A 25805-nucleotide genomic window follows, 5' to 3' on the forward strand; every position below is an offset into this window, starting at 1 on the left:
GTTTCAACCCTCTGTTAATGTAAAATTTGGCGATTAGGTCGGCAAGCCATCTCAGGGTTTTGAGGGCAGTGGTGTAAAAACGAACTTTATTGATTTTACACCCACAAGTATTCATAACACATTTATCTGTTCAAATTTTGTCACAGAGATTGCGATCGCTCGGTTTGACGTTGGGGTTATGTTGCAGATAACCTCGGACAAAATCACAACCGCGAACCAACAACTTATCTAAATCACCCACATAGTCCAAATCCCAGAGAATTGCCTGGTGATTGGTACTCCCAGAGGCTAAGGTTTGACCATCCGGGCTAAACTGCACATCCCTAACTCCACCGCCAATTCCGGTTAATGTTTGCACTAATGTACCGTCTATCGTCCACAGTTTCACGGTTTGGTCGTTACTGGCTGTGGCGATCATCTGTCCATCTGGACTAAAGGCGATCGCTTGTACTTCATCACTATGTCCGGTTAAAGTGGTTAACAGGTTTCCCTGGCGATCCCAGAGTTTAGCGGTGTGGTCATGACTCGCTGTGGCGATAGTTTGCCCATCCGGGCTGAAATTCACATCGAGAACAAAACCAATATGTCCGGTTAAGGTGTTCAATAATGTTCCCTGACGATCCCAAAGTTTCACGGTTTGGTCACTACTGGCTGTGGCGATGGTTTGCCCGTCTGGACTGAAGTGGACTTGATGCACAGTTCCTTGGTGTCCCCTCAGAGTTTGTTGCAAAGTTCCGTCAATCGTCCACAGTTTCGCCGTCTGATCATCACTGGCTGTAGCAATCGTCTGTCCATCGGGACTAAAACTCACACCCAAGACACCGCGCTGATGTCCCATCAAGGTGGTTAGCAGATTCCCCTGACGATCCCAAAGTTTGGCGGTGCGATCGTTACTAGCTGTGGCGATAGTTTGCCCATCGGGACTAAAATTCACACTCCACACAGCTTCTTGATGCTGTTTTAGCGTCGTGATTAATTGTCCAGTACGAGTCCAGAGTTTAACGGTACTGTCTCGACTCGCCGTGGCTAACTGTTCCCCATCGGGACTAAAAGCTAGACTGAATATCCAATTATCATGTTCTGACAAGGTATGCAACCCAACCCCAGCAATTTGCCAGAGTTTAGCACTGTGATCAAAACTGGCACTGGCAAGTGTTTTGCTATCAGGGCTGAAACTTAGACTGGAAATCAAGTTGGTATGTCCACTCAAAGTATCAACTAAGTTACCATCGCGATTCCACAGTTTCACTGTTTGGTCATACCCCCCGGAGGCAACTTTTTCTCCATCTGGGCTAAAACTCACCGCCAACACCCCATCGGTATGTCCGGTGAGTGTTTTCAATAGAGTACCATCTTGATTCCAGAGTTTGACGGTTTTGTCATTACTTGCCGTGGCAATGGTTTTCCCATCCGGACTAAAACTCACACCCCAAACCGCCGCATTATGACCCGTAAACCTTTGGCGAAATTGCCCCTCAATTGTCCACAGGTTGACGGTTTGGTCTTCACTTGCTGTAGCAAAGTGCTGACCATCAGGACTAACCGCAATCCGATTAATGCGATCGCGATGACCTGCAAAAGTTTGCCTCAATTGCCCATCGGTTGTCCAGAGTTTGACGGTTTGGTCTTCACTCCCAGAAATAATCTGTTGTCCATCTGGCGTAAACTTCACATCCCGTACCGCAGCACTGTGACCGATTAACGTTTGTTTTAATTGCCCTTCAACCGTCCATAATTTAACTGTTTTATCCCCACCTGCCGTCGCCAGCGTTTGACCGTCTGGACTAAAACTAACCGCAAATACTGTACCCTTATGCCCGTTTAGCGTTTGCAGTTCTGCACCGTCTGGATTCCAGAGTTTGACTGTACCATCTTGGGAAGCTGTCGCGATTATTTTGCCATCCGGACTAACTGTAACATACCATAGTTGTTCGGTATGTCCTTCAAATTGATTTCGTTCTCTCACCCAGTAAATCGCTTGTTGGAGGGCGGTAATAATATCTGCTTTAATCTGGGCTTTACCTACTTTATCCTGGGCAAATTTAAATGTTATTCCGGCTTTTAAAGCGGCGAGTAGCGCCGGAAGTTTTTGATCAGAAATAAACAAGGCTTCAGACGCATTACTCAGGGCAATTAACTTTTCTGTTTCCGCTATACGGCGGAGGGATTCAGCCTTACGATACTGACTGAATGCCACAACACCCGCCCCCAGAGACATCACAAACGCCGCCGTCACTAATCCCAATAAAGACCTCAAAATCATCACCCGCCGTTTTTCTTTAGCAACTCCGGCTTGAATGGCGGCGTGACTGGCTTGAATATATTGCGTTTGCAACGCCGTTGGTTTTGGCTGTTTCTTCTGTTCCTCGGCTTCAATTAACCAGGTTTCGGCGATCGCAAATTCATTGCCCCGCAGCAGTAAATCCTCACTCTTGTCTTTTTTTTCCCATTCCAGCGCCCGTTGCGACCATTTAGTATGATTATGAACATGGTCTCGATCCGTCTCTAAGGTTCTCACCAATTGGTTAAAATTGGCATTAAACTCTCGCTGGTTTTGATTGAAATCAATCCACTGTACTTTGGCTAATTCAGGATGCAACTCTGCCGGATTAACCGGAATATGCAATACCGTGACAAAGCGTTTATTCAACTTTGCCGCATATTCTACTTCATCAGCACAGTAGGGAGAATTGACGGCGCGAGGGGAGAGAATAAATAGGAAATTATCGGAATTTTCAATACCGCGATAAATCTCCTGCTGGAAATCTGCACCAGAGGCAATGCTTTCTTGATCAAACCAGGTGGTTTTTCCCTGAATTTGTAAGGAATCATTTAACTTCCGGGCAAAATCAGAATCCCTGCGAGAATAGGAAATAAATACATCTAGAGATAGTCCGGGAGGTTGGCGCAGACTTTCGCTGATAAATTCTTCAATTAATGGTATAGGCGGATGCTGGCTTCTCTGCTGGGCAACCTTCAACCAAGCTTCCCCTTGGCGTAAATTATATCCCCGCAATAAAATACTTGGATTTCGATGCTGTCGTTCCCACTTTAAGGCTTTGGTGAGTAAAAGTTTATGTTCATGGTAATAGGAAGCATCCTGATACAGAATTCTTAGCAGTTGGTTTTCATCGATCTGATAATCTTCGTCCTGCACATTATCGGTCAGATCAATGTACTGCAAATCCCGCAAAACCTGGGGGGTCTTTTCCTTAGCTACATCTCGCACTCTAATCGGGATAATTCGCTTATTTAGGGATAAAGCATAATCTAACTCTTGCTGGCAATACTCCGATGTAACCGAATCCGGTGACAGTAAATAAACTAGATTATCAGCTTCTTCAATTCCTCGATTAATTGCCTCCTGAAAGGCTTCTCCGGTTTGAATATCGGTCTTATTTGTCCAAACGGTAAAACTTTCTCGCCGCAAACGATTACAAATCTGCTGCATGACCCATTTATCTTCCTCACTGTAGGAGAGGAATACCTGAGTCATCAAATTATTGGCATTTTTAATACTCTCGGTAATAAACTCACAATGAAGATCCGTGGGGACACAGGGGGGTTGCTCATCGTTGAAGCGAATTTTCAGCCATGCTTCAGCTTGTTGTCGTTCTTCACCAATTAATAAATACTTCGTCTGTTTTTGGTTTCTTTCCCATGCTAAAGCTTTGACTAAAAACTGCGTATGTTGCTCAACATAATTCTGATGACGCTGCAATAATTCTATCAAACCTGCAAAAGCAGTATCAAAATCGTCGATTCCTTCGCGAAAATACACCCAGTTAATCTTACCAATAGCTGGGTGCATGTTCGGAAAACTGGAATGCAAGCCTTTGGTTTTGTAGGTTTCCCACTCCGCCTCTGTGCCATTCGGATTCCGCTGCTTCCAGGTTTCCTGGCTAATTTGTTCAACATGCAACAGGGGGATAATGCGTTTATTCAGCTTAATAGCTAGCTCAATTTCTTTGCGACAATAGGGCGAATTAATTGAATGAGGCGCAATAATGAATAGAAAGTTATGGGATGTTTCGATCCCTTCATCAATTTGGTTTTGAAAATCAACCCCCAAGGGAATATCATTTTGGTCAAACCAGACCTTTAACCCTTCTGCAAACAGTCGTTGTTGTAGCCGATTGGCAAATGCTTTACTATCGGCTCGTCCATAAGAAATGAAGGCATCATAAGAGCCAGACATAATGGTTTTAAATGGTACTGAGGTCAATTGATGACTCTATTTTAAGCCGCCCAATTTAAAGATGCCAATTAGCAGGAGAGGGTCATTGGTCATTTAGTCGGGGCGGGTTTAGGGATATCAGGGTGAAAACCTTCCCGTTAGCTGTCAAACCCGCCCCTACAACTCCCCTATCTCCCCTATCTCCCCTATCTCCCCCTACATAAGAAATGGGGTTTGGAGACCAAACCCCTACAACGCCATCTTCCCTATCTTGATGAGGTCAGACATTACTCAAAACTAGGTTATCTCGATGCACGACTGTTTCTGCCCCACCGTAGCCCAAAATTTCGGGAATGTCGGTTGATTTATGTCCCCGAATTTTCTGTAATTCTAGACTGCTGTAGTTGACCAATCCTCTCGCCATTTCTACGCCATGACTATCACAGAGTTGTACCGCATCCGAGGCGTGAAAATTACCCTCAATTGCGGTAATTCCAGCGGCTAATAGAGACTTACCCCCTTGACAAATTGCCCTGACTGCACCCTGATCTAAATACAGCTTACCCGCCGGAACTAAACTATTAGCAATCCAACGCTTACGGGCGTTTTCGGTTCGCGGTTGGGGGGCAAATTGCGTTCCTAATGGTTCTCCCTGTAAGATTTTTTCGATCGCTTCGGGGTGTCGTCCTTGAGTAATCACGGTTCTCACTCCCGCACTCGTGGCAATTCTAGCGGCGGTAATTTTGGTTACCATTCCCCCGGTTCCCCACTGAGAACCCGCTTTCCCAGTTTGTACCTGAAGTTCGGCTAACTCTTCCATGCTGTTCACCAGGGTAATCGGTTCAGCATCGGGGACTTGACGCGGATCAGCCGAATAGAGTCGATCAACATCGGTTAATAAGAATAACCAATCGGCTTCGATTAAACTCGCCACCATTGCAGAAAGGGTATCGTTATCGCCAAATTTGAGTTCCTCGACAGCGACGGTATCATTTTCATTCACTACGGGAATGACGCCAAGCTGCAACAGTTCTCGAAATGTCGCGTAAGCATTAACATAGCAACTGCGCTGTACCAAGTCTTGGCGGCTTAACAGAATTTGCGCGATCGCTTGGCTTAGACTGGAAAATAAATCATCATAGACTCGCATTAACCGTCCCTGACCTACAGCCGCCACAGCTTGCTTGAGGGCGAGAGTTTGAGGGCGAGTCTTTAATCCCAATCGTCCACACCCAACTCCCACGGCGCCAGAGGTGACTAAGACTACACCATACCCAGAGGAACGCAACCTTGTCAGCGTTTCCACTAGCATCGCAATCGTTGACAGCGCTAATTGACCCGTTTCGGGATGAGTCAGGCTGGATGTACCCACTTTGACAACAATTGTTTCGGTCATTTGTCATTTGTTAGGGAACAGGGAACAGGGAACAGGGAATAGGCAATAGGCAATAGAAATTTTGTCTCCCATCTTCCCCATCTTCCCCATCTTCCTCATCTCCCTCATCTTCCCCTGCTCCCAGACGTAGCATGCTACGTCTCTACATTGCTTCCCCATCTTCCCCTCTCAACACAATAGAGCGCTACGTCCTCAACTCAGGGATATAGCGCTCGCTATGGAATTATAACAGGTGTTTTTATTATGGTTAGGGTCTTTATAATGGCTGACCCCATTTGAACTATTATCAGAATCTCATGATTTTTTGGTAAACTGCTTTTTCATAATCTTTTCTTTATATTTCAGTTTGTTTTTATTTATCATTTTTTGTAAACTTATGTTGCTTACTGGGCAGTGATACGCCAAGAATTTGAGTGATCCAGACTTCAAAATCGCGAATGGGAGAAGAATAGGCAGTCTGAGTCGGGTCCATCATGGGTTCGACGAGAATGGTAAACATACCGAGTCGGTTTCCGGCTAAGACATCCGTAAACAAGCGATCGCCTACCATGGCTACTTGTTCTACGGGCAAATTCATCGCGGCGGCGGCTTGTTTTAATTTGCGTCGGGATGGTTTACCCGCACCGTGGAGATAAGGCAGATTCAGGGAGTTAGCAATCCCACCAATGCGCGTCTCACTCAGATTATTACTCACCAGCCACAGGGAGGCGATGGGTCTAATGTCTTCAACCCACGTCCTGAGTTCTTCTGAGGCTTGGGAGGCTTTCAGGGGAACCAAGGTTTCATCCACATCCAGCACTAATCCTTTAAGCGTATAGTGTTGCAGGATATCTCGAGTCAAACTCAAGATCGGACCGTCCAGAACTAAGTCCGGTTCTAAGTTTGATACCCACGCCATCTTTTCTAAGTTTGATACCCAAGACATAAGCCGTGATTTGTCCTCAGCCAATAACTTTATTCCCACCGAATGGTTGTCGCAGTGTTCCTGCTTCATCTAGCCTAGCAGTCTTCGCGATCGCAGCCTAGAACTAAAGTTCTGGCTTAAAGCTCAAACCCGTTAAAACGGGTTCAAAAATTTACCCAATAAGCTCCATTCTTAAGGTTGTTGAATTTGCTGCGCTTCCCGTTGTTTACGAATGGCGTCTCTTGCTGCTTCATGGGCTTCTAATGTTTTACTAAATAAATGAGTGCCATCATAGCGGGCGACAAAAAACAGATAGTCTGTTTGTTCGGGATTAAGTGTGGCTTTTAAACTGTCTAATCGGGGACTACCAATCGGGGTAGGCGGTAATCCTTGATTGAGATAGGTATTGTAAGGAGAGGGTGTTCCCACTTGGGCGTAAGTTAGGGGTTGATCGGCAGTTTGACGAAAGCCTAATCCATATTCAACAGTCGGATCAGATTCTAGTTTCATCCCTCGGCGAAGACGGGCGGTAAATACCCCGGCAATCAGGGGGCGTTCATCGGCAACGACGGCTTCTTTTTCCACGATACTGGCTAACGTGACCCACTCATGTAAACTGAGTTGAGTCTGCTGTTGTCCCTGTTGATACACAGGTAAAGCCACCTGCTCAAATTGTTTGAGCATTTGGTTAATAATTTGTTGGGGCGTGACGCGATCGCTTGGCAGTTGATAGGTGTCAGGATATAAGTAGCCCTCTAGGTGCGGTAAGTTACTGGGTAACCAGGGAAACTGTTCCTCTGGAATCTGACTCGCCGCCGCCAGAAAGTCTTGTGCTTTAAAATATCCCAGGGATTCAAAATAGGTTGCCATCTGCTGGAGGGACCATCCTTCGGGAATCGTGAATGAGAGTTGCATCACTTCACCCGTCCAAATTTTTTGGGCAACTTCGGGTAAGGGTTGACTGGGGGATAGTTTATAGGTTCCAGCTTTAAATCCACCGTCGGGATCTTGCAGTTTTAACCAATAACCCCAGAGTCTCCACGCATTGGCTGAACGAATTAAACCCGCTGCTTCTAAATCAAAACCGATTTGCTGGGCGGCTGTTCCGGTGGGAATCTGAATTTGTAGGGTATTAGTTGATGCGTCTACGGATTGATCGACAGGGGGAGACTGTACCCAACTCCACCATGCCCATCCCTGCCATAAACCGATTACCATGGTTACCGGGAGTAAGGCAAGATAATAAGACCATTTAGAGAATTGTTGAACTGTTTTATTTGTCATTTGTCAGGGAACAGGGAACAGGGAATGGGGAACAGGGAATGGGGAATGGGGAATGGGGAATGGGGAACAATAAATTCCTCATTCCATCAATCTAAGTCTTCAAATAATAACTCTTCTAGTAGCGGTTGGACTTTTTGGAATTCTTCGGGCGATAAGAGTTCTAATTGACCATTAGGGTTGCGTTTGGCGAAAAAGAGCAGCGGATCAAGGGGTGTGTAAATTCCGTACTCTTGTTCTTCATGGTAAAAATTCGCCAACAATTGCAATTGTTCGGGTTCGAGTTCCACCTCTTCTTCGGCAAGTTCAATGCTGAGAATTTCCTCCTGATCCGCTGGCGGAAGTTCACCCGCGACGGTTAGCGTAAACGCGGTGCGTTTCAGGATGAGATTTTGTTCAGCGAGAACCGCTTGGGCATCGGAGAAGATTTCATCGATTTCTGTCTCGTCTTCTACGAGGGTAGCATCCGCGAGATCGTCGGCTTGATCATCCTCATCCCAGGCGACAATTTCGACGGGTGAATCAAGAGGGAGGAGGAGTAAATAGTCGATTCCTTCCACATTCAGAGAATGCTCGATTGAACAATTTAGCGATCGCCCCGCTTCATCAGTGAGCGTTACATTACTACTACTGTGACCAGATTGTCCATTTTCTTGGGGAAAGTTAGATGAGAACATGCCGTTTTTGTCAAGGCTCATGGAAGATCAAACACTTGCCAGATCCTGGGGATCAGGTGGCAAAGTCTTAGAATATCACGGCGCGTAAACTCAAAATCATCATCTTCGAGGTTATCGGTCTAAGGCTGGACATTTGGGTTAGGAAGGGGAACAGGGAACAGGAACGAAGGTCACTACCTGCCTGAGTACTGCTATACAAACCACACCCGACACCCGACACCCCACACCCCACACCCGAAGGGATAGTTTGTCTGTATAAAATATAACCTGGTTTTTGTCAACGACCTAAAGGTACTCAAAAAGTATTACCTAATTTGCTAGAGTAGCTGCTTATGCTTTTGAATATGCCCAGGCTGAGGAGTGAGGAATGAATCAGAAACTCAAAAATCAGGGGCAATTGCACGATCACTCATCACCAACTGAGACTCAGAACTTGGCTGTGATCCACTCGTTCCTGAACCAATGGGATGTTGATGCCGATTTAGTATCGGAGTTTTGTCAAGGTTTAGAATGGTATGAATTTGAACTCGGTGATGACTTGTTTCGCGATCGCGCCTCTAGCCAATCCCCGAATTCGGATCAATCTGAACTGAACCCTAATGACCTTTACTTCGTTTGTCAAGGTCGGGTGCGGCTACTGGGTTACAATCCCAGCCAAAAACGTCATGTATCGGCGGGGGTACTCGAATCCGGTGAGAGTTTTGGCGCGGATACTCTAGTTGGCGATCGCACTTTACCCTACCAAGTCCGGGCGGTTAGTTCCGGTCTCGTGGCGCGGATGCCTGTAACCCAACTCAATCAATGGTTTGAGCGGCTTCCTGAGCTACAAGACCACCTCACCTCAACCATTAGTTACCGCCAACGCCTCCTGTTTCTCAAAACCAATACCGAGTTAGCAGACATTCCCAGCCAGGATCTGCAGCAACTCCTTCCTTATTTAGATACCGAACAGATTCGGGCCGGAGAACCCCTCATCCAATCCACCCCACCCGACGCAGGTCGGTTCTGGTTGCGTCACGGTGACATTGCTAGTCAAGGGGATGACAGTTCACCCCCCGATATTGGCGACAGTTGGGGATATCCCCAAACCATCCCAGAGGATTGGATAGCCCAGACGGATTTATCGGTCTATCGACTCAGTACCGATCATTGGCAAACCGCTCAATCTATCGCGCCTATCCTCTCTCCAGACACCGAGGATGGAGAAAAATCTGAAAACGGACATATCCCATCCGCCGCGAAGAAAAAGGCGGTATTACCCGTCCAGAAAACCCGCAAGGTTACCCCGACTAAATCCCCTGAAGCTGCACCCCAAGACCAATCCGAATCCCAATCCATCACCTTTCCCAAACCCAAACGCCGGATACGGCGGGCATTTTGGCGAGGATATCCCTTTGTTCAACAGCAGAGTAGTTCCGATTGCGGGGCGGCTTGTCTGGCGATGGTGGGACGCTATTGGGGGAAGCGATTTAGCCTCACCTCCCTGCGGAATCTGGCGGGTGTCGGGCGGACGGGTGCATCTCTATCCGCCTTAGCCAAAGCTGCTGATAATCTGGGATTTCAAGCCCGACCGGTACGGGCGTCTTTGAGTCGTTTAGCGGAAATCAAACAGCCTTGGATTGCCCACTGGGGCGGAAATCACTATGTTGTCGTTTACTGGTGTAAAGGCGATCGCATGTTGGTGGCTGATCCGGCGGTGGGGAAGCGCAAACTCTCTCGCCAAGCGTTTATTGAGGGTTGGACGGGTTATGCGTTACTCATCGAACCAACGGAACGCCTCAAAGAGGTAGAAAGTCAAAAAATCTCCTTCGGTAAATTTATCAGCGCCCTGTCTCCCTACCGGATGCTGATTGGGCAAATTATCTTAGCCTCTCTATTAATCCAGCTTTTTGGACTAATTACACCCCTATTTACCCAAATTATTCTCGACCGGGTGGTCATCCACAAAAGCTTTATCACGCTGCATGTCTTCGCCGTTGGTTTACTTTTATTTGGCATTTGGCGTATCGGTATTCGAGCCACCCGACAGTATCTCTTAGATTATTTTGGCAATCGTATTGATCTAACCCTGATTGGTGGCTTTATTAGCCATACCCTAACCTTACCCCTCTCCTTCTTTGAATCCCGCCATGTCGGGGATATTATCACCCGTGTGCAGGAAAACCAGAAGTTGCAGCGTTTCCTCACCCGCAAAGCGATTACCGCTTGGTTAGATGCGCTGATGGCGGTGGTTTATATCGGGTTGATGGCGTATTACAACTGGAAATTAACTTTAGTCGTCCTAGCAATTATTCCGCCCATTGCCCTATTAACCCTATTCGCCAGTCCCTTCCTGCGCCGGGTGTCGCGCGAAATCTTTAAGGAAGACGCCGGACAAAATTCGTCACTGGTGGAAATGATGAACGGTGTGGCGACTGTCAAAGCCAACGCCGCTGAACGAGAGTTACGCTGGCGCTGGGAAGATCGCCTGACTAGGATGCTGAATGCCCGATTTCGCGGTCAGAAACTGGCGAATGGGTTGCAGTCAACCGGGGGTTTATTCCAAACCTTGGGGAATACGGCATTACTCTGGTATGGTGCTACCTTGGTGATCCAAGACCAACTCACCATTGGTCAGTTTGTGGCATTTAATATGCTGATTGGCAATGTGATCAGTCCAGTTTTGGCATTAGTCGGACTGTGGGATGAGTTACAAGAAGTCACCGTATCCGTGGAACGCCTGAATGATGTTTTTGAGGCAGAACCGGAAGAAAGCCCCCAGCATCCCTTATTAGTGCTTCCCCGACTACAGGGAGATATTAAGTTTGATAATGTGACATTTCGTTATTCCGACCAGCAAGAACGTAATACCCTACAGAATATTTCCTTGCAGGTGGAATCGGGGCAAACTGTGGCGCTTGTGGGTCGCAGTGGTTCGGGAAAGACGACGCTAGTCAATCTCCTACAAGGACTTTATCATCCCACCAGTGGGCGAATTTGGTTGGATGGGCATGATTTACGCCATGCTTCGCCCCAGTCGTTACGGGCGCAGTTAGGGGTGGTTCCCCAAGAGTGTTTCTTGTTTTCGGGAACGATTATGGAAAACATCACCCTTTATGCCGAGGATGTGACGTTAGATCAAGTGGTGGAGGTGGCGAAACTCGCCGAAGCCCACGCCTTTATTGAAGATATGCCCTTGGGATACCATACCCAAGTGGGAGAACGGGGGGCGAGTCTGTCTGGAGGACAACGCCAACGGATTGCGATCGCCCGGGCGCTGTTGGGTGATCCGAGGATTCTGGTGCTAGATGAAGCTACCAGTTCTCTGGATACGGATTCGGAACGGCGTTTCCAGCAAAATTTGACTCGGATTAGTCGCGATCGCACCACGTTAATTATTGCTCACCGTCTATCTACAGTACGCCATGCTGACTGCATATTGGTCTTAGATAAAGGCATTTTGGTTGAACAGGGGAATCACGACCAACTGATCGACCAAGGAGGACTTTATTATCACCTAGCGCAGCAGCAGCTTGATTTGTAAGTGGGTGGATACCTTTTGTAGAGACGTTCGGCTGGAACGTCTGGAAGCTGGGGGAGATGGGGGAGGTTAACTCAAAACTCTACCTTACCTATTGCCCATTGCCCATTGCCCATTGCCCATTGCCTATTCCCTGTTCCCTGTTCCCTAACACATGACAAATGACCAAAAAATATATCCCCCTAAAGGTGAATTCATTTCGACTTCATAGTCACCTAGTATAAAAAGTGACAGAATGCCAGTGTTTCCCAGTTCGGACTAGGCAACTTGAGTAAAGCCAACTCTTTTCTAGAGGAGCAGCCTAGATCGAACCGTTCAATCAATTTTTTTGCCGAATAAGCATCACGTCTTAGTTGGCGCGTGGGCGACGTTTGGCAAAATTGATCAAGTGGGAAATGCTAGAGGAAAGTTAATTAAAACTAAATGCACAGTCTTTCATTTTACTTTGTTTTGGGTGAAATGGCAAGAGGAAAATGAAGTTTGTATATTTTTATTACAAAAACGACTGTTTGCGTAAAAAGGCACGTTGAAAACAGAGAAAGGATCAGTAGTTCAAAGCTAGAAAGTTATACCTTTATGGCTGGGACTAATGAAACATCTCAATCAAAAGCTCTGAGACTCTATAAGGGTGGTTGACAATGAAGAAAGATATCATACCAATTCGCTCATTGGGCTTTTCTAAGCCGTTTGCCCCTGTCCCCGATCCGGTTTTTGACTCAAACAGCAATGACATTCAGAATCTCAGTGGAACTGAATCAGCCTGGATCTGGGGGGGTGTAGCTATCCAGGAAAGAGATGCCAAATCCCAGACCCCGGCTCATAGCCCAGATACCTCTGACTCAGGAACCTCACCGACAGCTTCTGCCCATCAGGATCATTGGTCTACATCCTTACAGGCTGTGCTGGATCAGCCCCCCTCTGCACTTCCCCGTTACCTGATATTAGGTGGAGTAATGTTTTCCTTGGCGTTTGTAGCTTGGGCAACATTCGGAAAAATAGATCAAGTCGGTTACGCCAGAGGGCAGTTAGTCCCTAAAGGCGATGTCTATAAAATTCATCCGGTTGCTGCGGGGAAAATTGAGGCAATTCACATTGAAGAAGGTGAGATAGTTAAAACCGATCAGGTATTAGTGGAACTGGATCACCAAATTGCTCTGGCTGAAGTTAAGCGCCTGGAACAAGAGCAAGCATCCTACCAAACGGAATTGAGTCAAATCCAAGCCCTGATTGAAAAAACTCATCTGGAAACGCAAACTCGTGCCGCGATTGCCCAAGCTCAAATAAAGGCTCAAGAAGCCGCGATCACTCAAGCCAAGGCGCAAGCAAAGGCTCAGGAGGTAATGATCGCTCAGAACCAGGTGAATGCAGCCAACCAACAACAGCTACTGAGTGAATTGGAGGATGATGCCACTGCCCAAAAAATTAGACTCCAACGGTTAGAACCCTTGCTGGAAGATGGTGCGATCGCGGCTGAAGTGGTGTTTCAACGGGAGCAAGCTTTGCGCGATCGCCAGCGCACGATTACCCAAACCGAAGGTGAACTCCAGCAAACCTTAGCTGAATCTCAGCGACTCCAAGCCGAGCAACAGCAAGCTTTAGCCCAAGCTGAGCAACTCCAAGCGGAATTAACCCAGAAGCAAGCCGAAAAGAATACAGCGCTGCTAACCGTTGAGCACAAAATTAAGGAACTTGAGGTTCAAAAAACCCAGCTACAAGCCAAAATTGATCAGACAACCAATCTGCTCAATAAAGCTAAAACCCAGTTAAAACAACTCTCCCTCACGACTCCCGTCGAGGGAGTTGTCTTATCCCTTCACGTCTCCAATGCTGGTGAAGTCGTCCAATCGGGACAAACCATTGCTGAAATTGCTCCCCAAGGGATGCCCCTAGTACTTTCAGCCAGCTTACCTAACCAAGAAGCCGGTGGGATTAAGACAGGAATGCCCGTGAAAATCAAATTCGATGCTTATCCCTATCAAGATTATGGGGTGATCGGGGGCAAAGTTACTTTTATCTCCCCAGATACCAAGCCAGATGAGCAACTTGGGGAAGTTTATAAAATCGAAGTGACCCTTGATCGCTCCTCGGTCAGCGCTAACGGTGAAACTATCCGGTTGAAAGCGGGTCAGACGGGTACGGCTGAAATTATTGTCCGTCACCGCCGCATTGCAGACATCTTGCTCGACCCGATCCGGCAGTTGCAAGAAGATGGCATTAACTTATAGAGCTTCACTGAATGAGACCTGCCTTTGTACTCAAAAGATACTCTGATAGTAAGCATCATGGCACAGCCAATTTATTCTTCCAAGACCAGTGGTAACAAAGCGATTGAACCCGATCAACTTAACCCTATCATCGATGCAATCCTTGATGGTAAGTATTCTTGGGCTTGTTATTTGCTTCTTCGTTATGCGGGTTACAATCCTGTACATTACCTGCCATACCGGACTTACCGCCGATTGGTCAAAGAAAACGAGCAAGCTTCTCAAGAGGAGAACGATGCAACCCATGCAAGTCACCCAAATCGCCAGTCTTCTGGAATCAAGTTAAATAGTAAATACTCAGGAAAATCCTTGAGCCAGATTAGTGATCTGCCTTATCTAGAGGATGTCAGCGAAAAACAAGCGCAGATACGAGGTAGCGGGGCAAACCCAGGATTACTATCCAATTCACTCCAGATGGAATGGGTTCGGTCTAAAATCCAAGGTTTTCTGAGCTTGAACTGAATCATTAGCATTCCAGTCAAAGCAATACCTGTCTAATTCTTGAAGGCAACTCCTTATCCTCGGGAGTTGCCTTCGTCCATAGTACTGTTACTTTCTCTGTGTGCCTTCTCTTCCTTTGCCTGATACGCCGTAACTGGCTATCAGTCTCAGTCTGAGCTACCTCGATAAAACTTCATAAAACTTTACACAACTCTGCCAAAATGGCAGCCGCTCACCAGGGATTAACATTACTATTAAATTCACAACCAAAAAAAAGACAGAAAGCTGGTTGTAAAAATACCATCACTTAGATACTTAAGGAGTTCCATCTCATGATTATTTCGGATTTAGAACACTTGGAATTTGTTGGTGAAGCCAACAAGATTGAAGGTGGAGATGCCTTTAGTGAATCGGATGCTTTTGCTTCGGCATCAGCCTTCGGTCAGTTCTTCTCCGCTACCGACACCTTCACGTCTACTTCGACCTTTGCTGGACGCTCTTTCTTTGGCAGCTTTTCATCATCTTCTTCGTCTCGTTCTAGCTCGGACTCTACAGGGTTTTAGCTTGAGCCATTTTGCAAGGAAGTAGTTAACTAGAGAAATCGCTGAAGCTTAAAACATATATAAATGTAAATTAAATGTTAAAAAGCTCTCAGCGGTTTCTTGAAAAGGAGAGATGTATGAGTCAACTAAGAATTGTCGATCTAAATTTCTGTGAGAGTCAATGTTCTGATCATCGTCAAGAACAAGTCCAAGGAGGTTTAAGTACCTTTTTAAGAGGTTCTTCCTCTTATAGTAGCTATGCTGCTAGCGCTGCAACTGACTACAACGCCGATTATTTTGTCAACTATTCCTTTGACAGAAGCGGTTATTCGGTTGCCATCGGAACAGAATACTCCACAGCCGCAGCAGGGGGAGGAGCTGGTGCTATTTCAGATGGTTTCACTTTGGTATCCGTATTTACCAATGCCAATGCTTTCTAAAGCGATGGGACATTGACATTAACACTGTAGGCTATTGATTGGCAACTTTTCCAATCAATAGCTTACTGGAAAATAATTGTTGACCTTCTCCTACCGAGAATTGTGGCTAAACATGAATAATCGTCCAAGTGCATCTGTTGAACTCGATGAAATTCTTAATTTCTTAAAGAAAAATATACAATTAAAGGAAGTTTATCAGAACATATTATATCAAAGTATTATCAATCAAACCGCTGAAGAAAAGGGAGTAACAATTGCAGCAGAAGAAATCCAAGCAGAGGCAGATCGCTATCGGCAAGCTAAGCACTTGCAAAAGGCTTCAGACGCCGTAGCTTGGCTCGCTGATCAGAAGATAACACCAGATGACTGGGAAGCTGGAATTCGCGATCGGCTATTGGCGAAGAAATTAGCGGATTGTCTGTTTTCTCAGGAGGTAGAAACGTTTTTTAGCCAAAATCGCCTGGAATTTGACCAGGTATTGCTTTATCAAATTATTTTAGCGGATGAGAAGTTGGCAGAAGAACTCGTCTATGAAATTGAAGAACAGGAAATCAGCTTCTATCAAGCCGCTCACATCTATGACATTGATGAGAGGCGTAGACATCAATGTGGATATGAAGGTAAGCTTTACCGTTGGAACTTAAAGCCGGATATAGCCGCACTGGTTTTTGGGACTCCAGCCGGAAAGGTGATCGGTCCCATCCAGATCGACCAAGGTTACTCGATTTTTCAGGTTGAAGAGTTTATCCCGGCTAAATTAACGCCACAGAGATGTCAAGAAATTCTGGATAAAATGTTTCAGGAGTGGTTAGCGAGGGAGTTAACCTATAGACTTCATAGTCAAATGGTTTAATGAGTTCCTTTTATCTGATAGGGAGAATCTGAATGGTGATCGACTGGAGAATTATTAGACAAAAGATAACCTCATCGGACGGTAAAAGAACGGCGATCGCTCAGAGCATGACTAGTGCAGCCGGGGATGGCGAGATAAAAATTAATCACGACGTCACCGTTAAAATTGATTCTGGAAATAGTTATAGCAGTAGTTCTTCAGCAAGTTCCTCTGCATCTAGTTTTCATTGAGCGGGTAAGGTTTGAGAGTCGCCTCTCTCCCCTATACGCATCTTTTCTAACAATCCTGAAAACCTTGTTTAACAAGGCTTTCAAATTCAAGCGCTGCCACGATGCTTAACAAATTACCACAAAGCTTTCTTGATATAAACCCAATTTTATTGAGAATGTGGGTGGGATAGCGCGAGAATGATCGCTCTGGCAAATATTAAGAAAGTTTGTTTTTGATTCCCCATCCAACTCCGATCAGGCAGAAAACTAGTAAAGCTAATAACGTGGATGATTCAGATACTGTTTTAACCATTACCCGATTGGTTTTAGCTTCTACTAAAGTCAGGTAAGTTAAGCTGTTGAATGTCCGAGATAACTCTCCTTTAACGGAGGCTTCAGCCATTTCTTGGTTTCCGGTAAAGGCTGTCTCAAACGTAGTATGTCTGGGGAAATAAGTTAAGCCAGTACTCTTGTCATCACTAAGAAAATCCCCATTCCCTGCAGTGGTTAACTGTCCAGCGATAATCAGGAAATCTAAAAGTTGCCAATTATCTGCATCTGTAGTGTCGTAAAGGTTCAACGCTATTTCAGCTTTTGCATTTGACCGTTCAAATTCTGGATCGTCTATTGAACTTTTTAGTCCTAAAAATGCATTAAAATCGAAGAAAAATGTTTCATCTTCTTCGAGCATGAAATTGTAGCCAATGACAGCAGCATTACTTTCGGCTAGTGCAAAGTAGCTATTACCTTCACCCTGGGCTGTACTCAATGAATTGTTGTTCGCTTTGGTCATTGTACCTAAGGGATCAGTGACAAAATTTGCATCAGCATTAGCATTAGCTACTGCCTGACTATTCCTGGCAATTGCCAGAGTTTGGGTATCAGTTAGAGTAAAAATATCTACAGGAGCGTGACTGAAGTTATCCAAATTGACCCAGGCTTCAGATGTAGCTAGAGTTGCAGCTAACGTTGGTGTCGTAGTCACACAACAGCTTGTTACTACCGGAGTAACGATGAGGGAAAATCGTTGAGCAAGAACTTGACTAAGTTTCATCACATTTATCTTTCCTGTGCGATCGAGTTTCAAGAAATCGCAAATTGCTGACTCAGGGCAACAAAGTCACGAAAAAATTGCGAATCCTAATGAATCGGCAATAAAACCAATACAAATCAATCATTTGTATTATTACACTAAACTGAAACTGTGTGTAGTGCAGGTCGGGTGTGAGATGTGGGGAAAATATCAGCACCACTACAGCAAAGTAGGTTGGGTTGGACGATAGCGAAACCCAACAGGCTCTCCCTGGGTTGGGTTACTCAAAAAGAATGCTCCGCCTACGTTCCAAGAACCCAGCCTACAAAGGTAACATGCTCCCGATGTAAACGTCTGGGACGAATTCTTAACAATGAGATTACCTGGTTTTAAATCAGTACGGATAATATTTATATCTAGAGAATAGTCATCTGAAATCGTGAGATGCCAGTTTGAGCGATAAGTGCATTTGCTTATTCCGCTAGGGATACATTTGCATCAAACGGAGTCAACTCCTTTTAACGCCAAAGCAAGCTGTTCAGCCTTCAAATGACTGATTCAGATTCGCCGTCAAGACCTAGGTGCAACGTCTTTGTAATTATGTACATCAACTCATTCAGACAATCATGGCAACCCGAAGTGGTAAGAGTCGCTTTGACAGAGTGGATGGACAAAGGTTTGACTCGCTATTTTTTGATCGGGGTGGCGGCGGCGTTCTTTTGCTTTGTTGGTGATAGTTATCGACCCGTACAGGCAGAGGCGGAAAGCATCGTTGTTGATATGTCTGTATATGGTCAAGTTGAGTATGGAGACTTTTTCGAGCGGGCAGAGACGATTGCCAGCGACGAAATTCGTCGTCAATTTAGTCAAAACCCTGATCTTGCAGACATTCAGGTTGTGGTTGTCGGCGATCGCAACGGCGAAATTGTTCCCATTCTCACGACTACTGTGTCTCGTACTCAGTGGCAAGAAACTCCCCGCGTGAGTGTCTGGACTAAGCACTATCATGCCTCATACATGCTACTCCAGCATCATCAAGGGCAGCCGACAGAAACCGTGGCAAAAACTCCAGTCAGGGCGACGATCGGGACTCAACGCCCGAGTTCACAAATCGATCAAGCCTTAGATGAAGGTCGTCTGACTGGGGCAGAGGCACAGGACTATTTAGATGAATTGAATTAGTGATGTGACCGTTCACTGACACCAGAACATCTTAACGTTTCCCGATTGAGAAATGTAGCGTCTTGCCAGGGAAACCCTTCCGGTTTGAAACTGGGCTGACTTGACGTGGCTGAGTTCGAGCCTAGAGCAGTTTTCAGTTCACACAATTACCGACAACAGCGTCAATATTAATAGGAGAGGGCAATTGATTCACGACAACAGAAGCAGCAATACGTCAGGCAATCGTCCGTTTCAGGACATACTCCAAGCCAGAATGTCTCGGCGAAACGTACTCGCTCGTAGTGCAGCGCTGTCAGCCACTGGCTTCTTAGCAGCGCTGGCTGGCGATCGCTGGTTAGATCGAGGTGCGGCGGCGGCGATGACTCAAGGGTCTAGAACCCCTGCAACTCAAGGAGTTGGTCATGCGATCGCCAAAGCTCCAGGTAGCCGTTTGATCAACTTTACACCTGTTTCTGCTGTTAACGGTACAGGACCCGTACCCACCGTTTCAGAGGATTACCAGTATGACGTGCTGATTCCCTGGGGAACCTCGATTCAGCCCGGTAGTCCAGAATATAATGGTGACCCGACTACCCGCCCGACGGCTGCCGAGCAAGCCCAACAAGTTGGAATTGGTCACGATGGTATGTGGCTGTTCCCGATTGGAGATAGTAATGACCGGGGCATGTTGGCGATTAACCACGAGTTTGGTACTAATCCACATGTCCTTGGCAAGCGGACACCGGAGAGTCTGGAAGATGTGCGCCTCTCTCAACATGCTCACGGCGTATCCGTCGTTGAGATTCAAAAGATCGATGGCAAGTGGCAACGGGTTGGCAGCCCGAATGCTCGCCGCATCCATGTCAATACACCTGTAACGTTTAGTGGACCCGTTGCCAATCATCCACTGTTGCAAACACCAGCAGGCAATTCTCCAAAAGGTACAGTGAACAACTGCGCCAATGGTCACACTCCCTGGGGGACTTACCTGACTTGTGAGGAGAACTTCAACGGTTACTTCGGCGCTACAGGTAGCTGGACACCCACGGAAGCACAAGAGCGTTATGGCTTCCTTACCAGAGGGTTTGGCTATGGCTGGCACAACTTTGACCCGCGCTTTGACCTCTCAAACTCCAGTTACAACCACGAAGAGCATCGCTTTGGCTGGGTGGTCGAGATTGATCCCATGGACGGTTCTCAGACGCCCGTAAAACGGACGGCATTGGGTCGGTTTAAGCACGAAAATGCCGAGCTGGTCGTCGGACGAGGCGGTCGTGCTGTGGTATACATGGGCGATGACGAACGCTTTGACTATATCTATAAGTTTGTTTCAGAAAGCAACTGGCGATCAATGCGGGCACGGCGTATCAGCCCCTTAGACCGAGGGACGCTCTATGTCGCCAAGTTTAATGATGACGGCACGGGTGAGTGGCTGGAACTCACGATTAAGAATCCAGCTCTGGCGGCTCAGTTTGCCGACCAAGCTGAGGTGTTAACCTTTGCCCGTCTCGCTGCTGACACCCTAGGTGCCACGCCGATGGATCGTCCGGAGTGGATTGCTGCTGCTGCCAATGGTGATATCTATTGCAACCTCACGAATAATACCCGCCGTCAAGTTCCTGATGCTGCTAACCCCCTGGCACCTAATCCCTTTGGTCACATCATCAAGTGGCGAGACAGCGACAACCACGTCGGCACCACGTTCACCTGGGACATCTTTGTTCTCGCTGTCGATACCCACGATACCGAGAAAAGCGCCTTTGGTAGTCCGGATGGTCTTTGGTCTGATCCCGATGGCAGGCTGTTTATTGAGACTGATGGTACTCAGCCTGAAATCAATGGCGTGAGACCGAATGACCAACTGCTGGTTGCTGACACAAACACGGGTGAGATTTGTCGCCTCTTCACTGGGGTAACGGAGTGCGAAGTAACGGGTTTGACCAGAACCCCCGATCGCCGGACGCTATTTGCCAACCTTCAGCATCCGGGTGATGGGAATCCAGATTTGACCAACTTCCCGGCATCCCAAGGTAGCGGCAAAATCCCCCGTGATGCAACGGTTGTGATTACTCGCAAAGATGGCGGTATCGTTGGTTCCTAAGTTGGCACGCTCCTCGTATTCTGGTGAGCAGTGTCCACCCTACGGTAAAGGGTTGTGGCGCTCCCCCTAATGGCTGGAGCGTGCCATTCGTCCTAAGTTGAATGCCACTGACTTAAGCTGGGTTCGTAGTAGGCACTTTAGTGCCAGAAGTGCTAAAGCACTTACTACAAACTCTAAAGTCAGTGCCATTTGTCCTAAGTTGGTGTAAGGTTGGGGGTTTTGTCAACTTCGGCTTGGCTTGGGGCGATCGCAGACAGACGTTGTTCAACTGTATTTACAATTAGGTGATTTTATGAAACGCTTAGCTCTTGTGGCAACAGTGGCGTTAGGTTGGGCTGCACTTGCTGCACCTGCTCATGCTGCACTCTTTAGCTGGGATATTGAATATACTGGCTGGTGGGAAGAGGATGGCGGCGGCTCCATTTCGGGTACTATCTTCGCCGATGAAGGCGATGCGGCTGATGGTATTGTGTCGGCTGATGAGTTGAAGGCTTGGGAATGGAACTGGAGTGGAAATGATGCCGTATCCGCATTTTCCATTGCTTCTGACGAGGAGGGCGCCACAACAGATTTTTCACCGAGTTTCTACGTGAATGATACTCTCAATCAGCCCATAGGAATGGATTTCGTTGATCCAGACAATCTCGACCAAGGCTCCTTTATTTCCGGTTCTGGCAATGAACTTCTAGATTTGCAGGCTTTACTAGTTATTTCGTTTATGGATGGCGTTGAGTCAGTCTCCGTAGGAAATCCTACTGCAACAATTGGAACTGTGACTGTTTCAGAATCTACTGCCGTTCCCGAACCCGCTACCGTTCTAGGTTTACTGGCTTTAGCAGGGGTTAGTACGGCAACCCTTAAACGTCACAAGCAGGATACCTAAGTCTAATGGCACTGACTTAAGCCTTTTGGAATCGCCGGAACTCTTGCTATACCCTAGGCTAGGCACTATCTATCAGTTTTAAGTTAGTACCATTCGGATTAAAAGTTTTAGTCCACTTTAGTGGACTTGAGCTTTTAGCCCGGAGTTTGAACTCCGGGCGGGTGTCGGGGCTCATTCATGTCCACTAAAAAAATGCACGCTAACGAGGTAAGTACCGACGTATCTCTCGTGCGCCGCCTACTTACTTCACAGTTTCCTCAGTGGGCTAATCTACCGATTAAACCTATTCCCTCTGCTGGAACAGATAACGCCATATTTCGATTAGGTCATGATATGTCAGTAAGACTTCCTCGAATTGATTGGGCGGAAGCTCAGGTTGATAAAGAACACGAGTGGATGCCCCGCCTTGCCCCCCATCTGCCCCTTGCCATCCCTTTACCACTTGCTCAGGGCAAACCTGATGAAAAATATCCCTATCGTTGGTCTGTCTATAGATGGCTTAACGGTAAAAATGCCTCAATTTACCAGCTTGTAGACCCATGCCAAACGGCAACTGAATTAGCACAATTTATAACGGCTCTGCAACAAATTGATACAACTGGCGGACTCATTGCAGCAGAACATAACTTACGAGACGTTAAATGTTGATGATCACACTTGGGCAAGAGGTCGCGGTCAAGCTCTATCCCAAGCGGTCATCTTCATCCCCTATTATTTGAATACTAATCCTCTAGGCGTAGGGTATGCCCGACAGATGATTCAGGAAATTCTTGCTTAATCACTATGAATTTCACTGATGGTTTAGCCTCCCTTTGTATGGAAGCCCCCTCCCCCAAACCTCACAAGAGTAGGTTTTTTAAGATTGGGGTTCAGCTAAGACAAGGAAGACAAGTAGACCAGTAGACAAGGAAGAGTTTTAACGAAAAATAGGGCGTTTCGGCTTTTAGAAGTTAGCTTGACCGAACAAAATGCTGTACGTTTTTTCCTCCTTGTCTTGTCCCCACCCTAAAGTAAAAAACCTACGCCTGTCAGCTCCCCCAAACCCCAATCATTCGTTAAATGTGAGCCGAACTAAGACAACGCCATCACGCGATCAGATTCGCCCTCGCCTCTTCTACCCTGAACTAAAGGTGGACTGAAAGGCGGATAATTTTCTTTCGCCGGAGGCAGATTACCGAAAAAGGCGCCGTAGGCGGGAATTTTCAACGTATTGCCCTGTCGCTGTGCAGTCATATCTAGACCCCGAATTGTCTGACACTCAGCATACGATGATAAATCGTACTCCGTTGGCATCTCACTCAAATTGAACAAACAAATTAACCGCTGCTCCTCCGTTTCTCGAATCAAACCGAAAATCGGTTCCTCTGTTTTGAGCATCTGACAATCCCCTCTCATCAGCGCCGGTTGCTGTTTGCGCCAATGCAGAAAACGACGCCAGGTATTGAGCAAAGAATTGGGTTCATTGTCTTGGAGATTAACTGCTCGTTCTCGATGAGATTGGGGAACAGGTAACCAAGGCTTAGAAGCCGTCGTAAAGCCCCCATGCAGGGCATCAGCCATCCAGGGTATCGGTGTGCGCGAGCCATCTCGTCCAGGAAGAATCGGATAAAGGGCTTTGCCAAAGGGGTCTTTGATTTCTTCTACGGGAATATCTTCGGGTATTCTGGCGACAGGCAACCCTAATTCGTCTCCTTGGTAGAGACAAAATGCTCCAGGCAAGGATAATAGCAGCCCAACTATCATCTGATAGAATTCCTCTGGGTAAGGTTTACCAGCAGCATCTTTACCCGTCCAGCACGATCGCAGACGACCATAATCATGATTCCCGACACACCAACAATTCCCGCCATCGGGGAAGTGAGTTAAAACCTTCTCCAACGTTTGGTACAGGCGGGTAGCGCTGATGGGTTCGTCAAATAAGAGGGCGCTATTGTAGGCTAAATGCAAGCGCTGATCACCAACATACTCACTCGATAGGGCAATTGAATCCTCAGCCAGGGTAACTTCACCTAGAGTAATCACACCTGGATATGTCTGAACGAACTCGCGGATGTGTTTGAGGACTTCTATTGTTTCCGGGCGACAGAAGTTGTACTTAAACAGTTGATGGGCAAAGGGGTTTTTGGGAGATATGCCATCTGGTAAGGACGCATCAGCAGGGCGCACGGGATTGTCTCGTAATTCTTGATCGTGGAAGTAAAAGTTAACCGCATCCAAGCGGAACCCATCAACCCCTAAATCCAGCCAAAACCTCGCCTCTGCCAAAATTGCTTCAATCACAGCGGGATTATGCCAGTTGAGATCCGGCTGACTCTTGAGAAAGTTATGGAAATAGTATTGTCCGCGTTCGGGACTCCACGTCCAACCACTGTCACCCAGAAAAGCGGATCGCCAATTATTGGGTGGCGAACCATCTGGTTTCGGATCAGCCCAAACATACCAGTCCGCTTTAGGATTATCTCGACTGCTGCGGCTTTCTTGAAACCAGGGATGCCGATCTGACGTGTGACTCCAAATTTGATCAACAATCACTTTCAATCCCCGTGCATGGGCAAGGGCAAGTAATCGCTGGAAATCCTCCAAGCTGCCATACATGGGATCGATAGAGCGCAAATCCGTGGGATCATATCCCAAATCTTCCCGTGGCGATTCATAAATCGGACACAACCAAATGGCATCTACGCCTAGGGCGGCGATGTAATCTAACTTGGCGATAATGCCATTAAGATCCCCTTCACCATCACCACTCGTATCGAGGAAACTACGAGGAACTATATGATAAATTACAGAATTTTGCCACCATTTTACCGTTTGCATGGGATCACCTCTCACATCTGAGGATGAGTTTGAGGGCTGAGTAACGGGAGAATAAACAATAACTTACCCGTTCAATCAATGGATTATGACCAGGATTTCTCTAAAAAACAATTAGCATTTCCCCGCTTCAGAGTAGGGAAAGCCGATCTTGGTTTAATCTGGAGTTTAGACTCAATCCAAACGAAACCCGATATAGGCTCACTTTCCCTGTTTAATTTTGATGATCATTCTCATAAGTGGGTGGACACAAGTAAAGTTAACGGTTGAGATTAGGGAACAGGGAACGGGGAACAGGGAACAGTAAGGGTTTGAGGGCGATTTACTTGCACTTAATACAGTACCGTTTTCTTTTGTCCGACTACTTACACGGACGACTAGGAATCCAAACGGGTTATACCGCTTACTCTTTTTTTTAAGAGCCTGCGATCGCCAGGACTGCTGGGGAGTAATTTGGGGTAGATTTCGCCACTAACTAAATGGAGAGACAATCAGAATGAACCCAAATCTATCACTGATTGTGAGGCGATTATTTCGTTCTCTGTGTCAATCTGTGTCCCCCACGATTCAGGGTTCTGTCTGCGCCCTCCTCATCTGTGTGATCTGTGTTTTTGTCAATACTTAGTTATGATTTTTATCGAAACTTTAAAAAAATACATGCGTCGAAGGGGACATTGGCAATGAGACGAAAACCGGAAATTATACAAAGTTTTACGAATATTCAAGGAGTTTAGCTGTGTCGGGATGATTAAAACCCATAAAACACCCACCATAGATAGTATACCTGAAAACCGCACAAGTTGCTCACAATCGCCGTAACCCTTGAAATTTCGTAGATTATTTCGGACAAGGGGTAAAAAACGAGCAATTATGACGTTTTGTTGAGACCTGTACCTGATTGGAAAATTCAAACTGTTCTGGGGGAAAGAATAGTTTAAATTATTAAAGCTTGACAAGTTGAGCCGAAATGACATTGAGTCGAGGGAAGGATATGTCAGTAGCGAAGGAGAAAGAAACAGCCAAGTGGTATGTCGTGAATCGTTGTGATCACACCTGAGTGCGATCGCCCAGGGATGATCGGCTCTGATTAGTCTAAGCTGTTCGGCATT

Annotated in this window: 18 protein-coding genes; 10 read left to right on the forward strand and 8 right to left on the reverse strand. The window is 46.6% G+C overall.

Going from position 1 to position 25805, the window contains the following annotated elements; translation table 11 throughout:
* Positions 1-130 precede the first annotated feature (130 nt).
* The 6 genes from RIE73_RS29100 to RIE73_RS29125 all read right to left on the reverse strand — a co-directional run bounded on the left by RIE73_RS29100 (position 131) and on the right by RIE73_RS29125 (position 8435).
* Entirely contained in the window at positions 131-4198 is a 4068-nt protein-coding gene (locus RIE73_RS29100) for a TIR domain-containing protein (RefSeq protein ID WP_446404484.1), read from the reverse strand.
* A gap of 259 nt (positions 4199-4457) precedes the next feature.
* Positions 4458-5573 carry a glutamate 5-kinase gene (gene proB / locus RIE73_RS29105; RefSeq protein WP_446404485.1) on the reverse strand — a complete coding sequence of 372 codons (1116 nt, stop codon included), beginning with the start codon at positions 5571-5573 and terminating at the stop codon, positions 4458-4460.
* Between the two features lie 10 nt (positions 5574-5583).
* Positions 5584-5706 (reverse strand): hypothetical protein, encoded by a 123-nt coding sequence (locus RIE73_RS29110; protein ID WP_446404486.1) that lies wholly within the window; start codon positions 5704-5706, stop codon positions 5584-5586.
* A 219-nt stretch (positions 5707-5925) separates the two neighbouring features.
* Entirely contained in the window at positions 5926-6471 is a 546-nt protein-coding gene (locus RIE73_RS29115; protein WP_446404509.1) for a YqeG family HAD IIIA-type phosphatase, read from the reverse strand.
* 198 nt (positions 6472-6669) lie between these two features.
* Complete coding sequence (mltG, locus tag RIE73_RS29120; protein ID WP_446404487.1) at positions 6670-7761, reverse strand: endolytic transglycosylase MltG; 1092 nt, start codon at positions 7759-7761, stop codon at positions 6670-6672.
* Between the two features lie 86 nt (positions 7762-7847).
* On the reverse strand, positions 7848-8435 hold the full coding sequence (locus tag RIE73_RS29125) for a DUF3727 domain-containing protein (protein WP_446404488.1): 588 nt from the start codon (positions 8433-8435) through the stop codon (positions 7848-7850).
* 367 nt (positions 8436-8802) lie between these two features.
* On the opposite strand from RIE73_RS29125, the gene RIE73_RS29130 reads away from it, so the two are divergent.
* The 6 genes from RIE73_RS29130 (at position 8803) to RIE73_RS29155 (ending at position 16495) form a co-directional block, all read left to right on the forward strand.
* Positions 8803-11958 carry a peptide cleavage/export ABC transporter gene (locus tag RIE73_RS29130; protein WP_446404489.1) on the forward strand — a complete coding sequence of 1052 codons (3156 nt, stop codon included), beginning with the start codon at positions 8803-8805 and terminating at the stop codon, positions 11956-11958.
* Positions 11959-12593: 635 nt separating this feature from the next.
* Positions 12594-14180 carry an HlyD family efflux transporter periplasmic adaptor subunit gene (locus RIE73_RS29135; RefSeq protein ID WP_446404490.1) on the forward strand — a complete coding sequence of 529 codons (1587 nt, stop codon included), beginning with the start codon at positions 12594-12596 and terminating at the stop codon, positions 14178-14180.
* Positions 14181-14237: 57 nt separating this feature from the next.
* On the forward strand, positions 14238-14681 hold the full coding sequence (locus RIE73_RS29140; RefSeq protein ID WP_446391285.1) for a HetP family heterocyst commitment protein: 444 nt from the start codon (positions 14238-14240) through the stop codon (positions 14679-14681).
* A 311-nt stretch (positions 14682-14992) separates the two neighbouring features.
* Entirely contained in the window at positions 14993-15223 is a 231-nt protein-coding gene (locus tag RIE73_RS29145; RefSeq protein ID WP_446404491.1) for a hypothetical protein, read from the forward strand.
* A gap of 116 nt (positions 15224-15339) precedes the next feature.
* Positions 15340-15642 (forward strand): hypothetical protein, encoded by a 303-nt coding sequence (locus RIE73_RS29150; protein WP_446390866.1) that lies wholly within the window; start codon positions 15340-15342, stop codon positions 15640-15642.
* A 112-nt stretch (positions 15643-15754) separates the two neighbouring features.
* Positions 15755-16495, forward strand: a complete 741-nt coding sequence (locus RIE73_RS29155; protein WP_446404492.1) for a peptidylprolyl isomerase — start codon at positions 15755-15757, stop codon at positions 16493-16495.
* A 426-nt stretch (positions 16496-16921) separates the two neighbouring features.
* Here the strand turns inward: RIE73_RS29155 and RIE73_RS29160 are convergent, their stop codons facing one another.
* On the reverse strand, positions 16922-17758 hold the full coding sequence (locus tag RIE73_RS29160) for a hypothetical protein (protein ID WP_446404493.1): 837 nt from the start codon (positions 17756-17758) through the stop codon (positions 16922-16924).
* A 579-nt stretch (positions 17759-18337) separates the two neighbouring features.
* Between RIE73_RS29160 and RIE73_RS29165 the strand changes: the two genes are divergently transcribed.
* The 4 genes from RIE73_RS29165 to RIE73_RS29180 all read left to right on the forward strand — a co-directional run bounded on the left by RIE73_RS29165 (position 18338) and on the right by RIE73_RS29180 (position 22530).
* Entirely contained in the window at positions 18338-18919 is a 582-nt protein-coding gene (locus RIE73_RS29165) for a hypothetical protein (RefSeq protein ID WP_446404494.1), read from the forward strand.
* Positions 18920-19103: 184 nt separating this feature from the next.
* The gene (locus tag RIE73_RS29170) at positions 19104-20999 is read left to right on the forward strand and encodes a PhoX family protein (RefSeq protein ID WP_446404495.1); all 1896 of its coding nucleotides are present in this window, start codon (positions 19104-19106) and stop codon (positions 20997-20999) included.
* Positions 21000-21291: 292 nt separating this feature from the next.
* Entirely contained in the window at positions 21292-21882 is a 591-nt protein-coding gene (locus tag RIE73_RS29175; protein ID WP_446404496.1) for a PEP-CTERM sorting domain-containing protein, read from the forward strand.
* A gap of 177 nt (positions 21883-22059) precedes the next feature.
* The gene (locus tag RIE73_RS29180) at positions 22060-22530 is read left to right on the forward strand and encodes a phosphotransferase (protein ID WP_446404497.1); all 471 of its coding nucleotides are present in this window, start codon (positions 22060-22062) and stop codon (positions 22528-22530) included.
* Positions 22531-22953: 423 nt separating this feature from the next.
* Here the strand turns inward: RIE73_RS29180 and RIE73_RS29185 are convergent, their stop codons facing one another.
* Positions 22954-24699, reverse strand: a complete 1746-nt coding sequence (locus tag RIE73_RS29185; protein WP_446404498.1) for an alpha-glucosidase — start codon at positions 24697-24699, stop codon at positions 22954-22956.
* Positions 24700-25805: the final 1106 nt, after the last annotated feature.

The sequence above is a fragment of the Coleofasciculus sp. C1-SOL-03 genome (assembly GCF_040220555.1).
Classification (GTDB): domain Bacteria; phylum Cyanobacteriota; class Cyanobacteriia; order Cyanobacteriales; family Coleofasciculaceae; genus Coleofasciculus.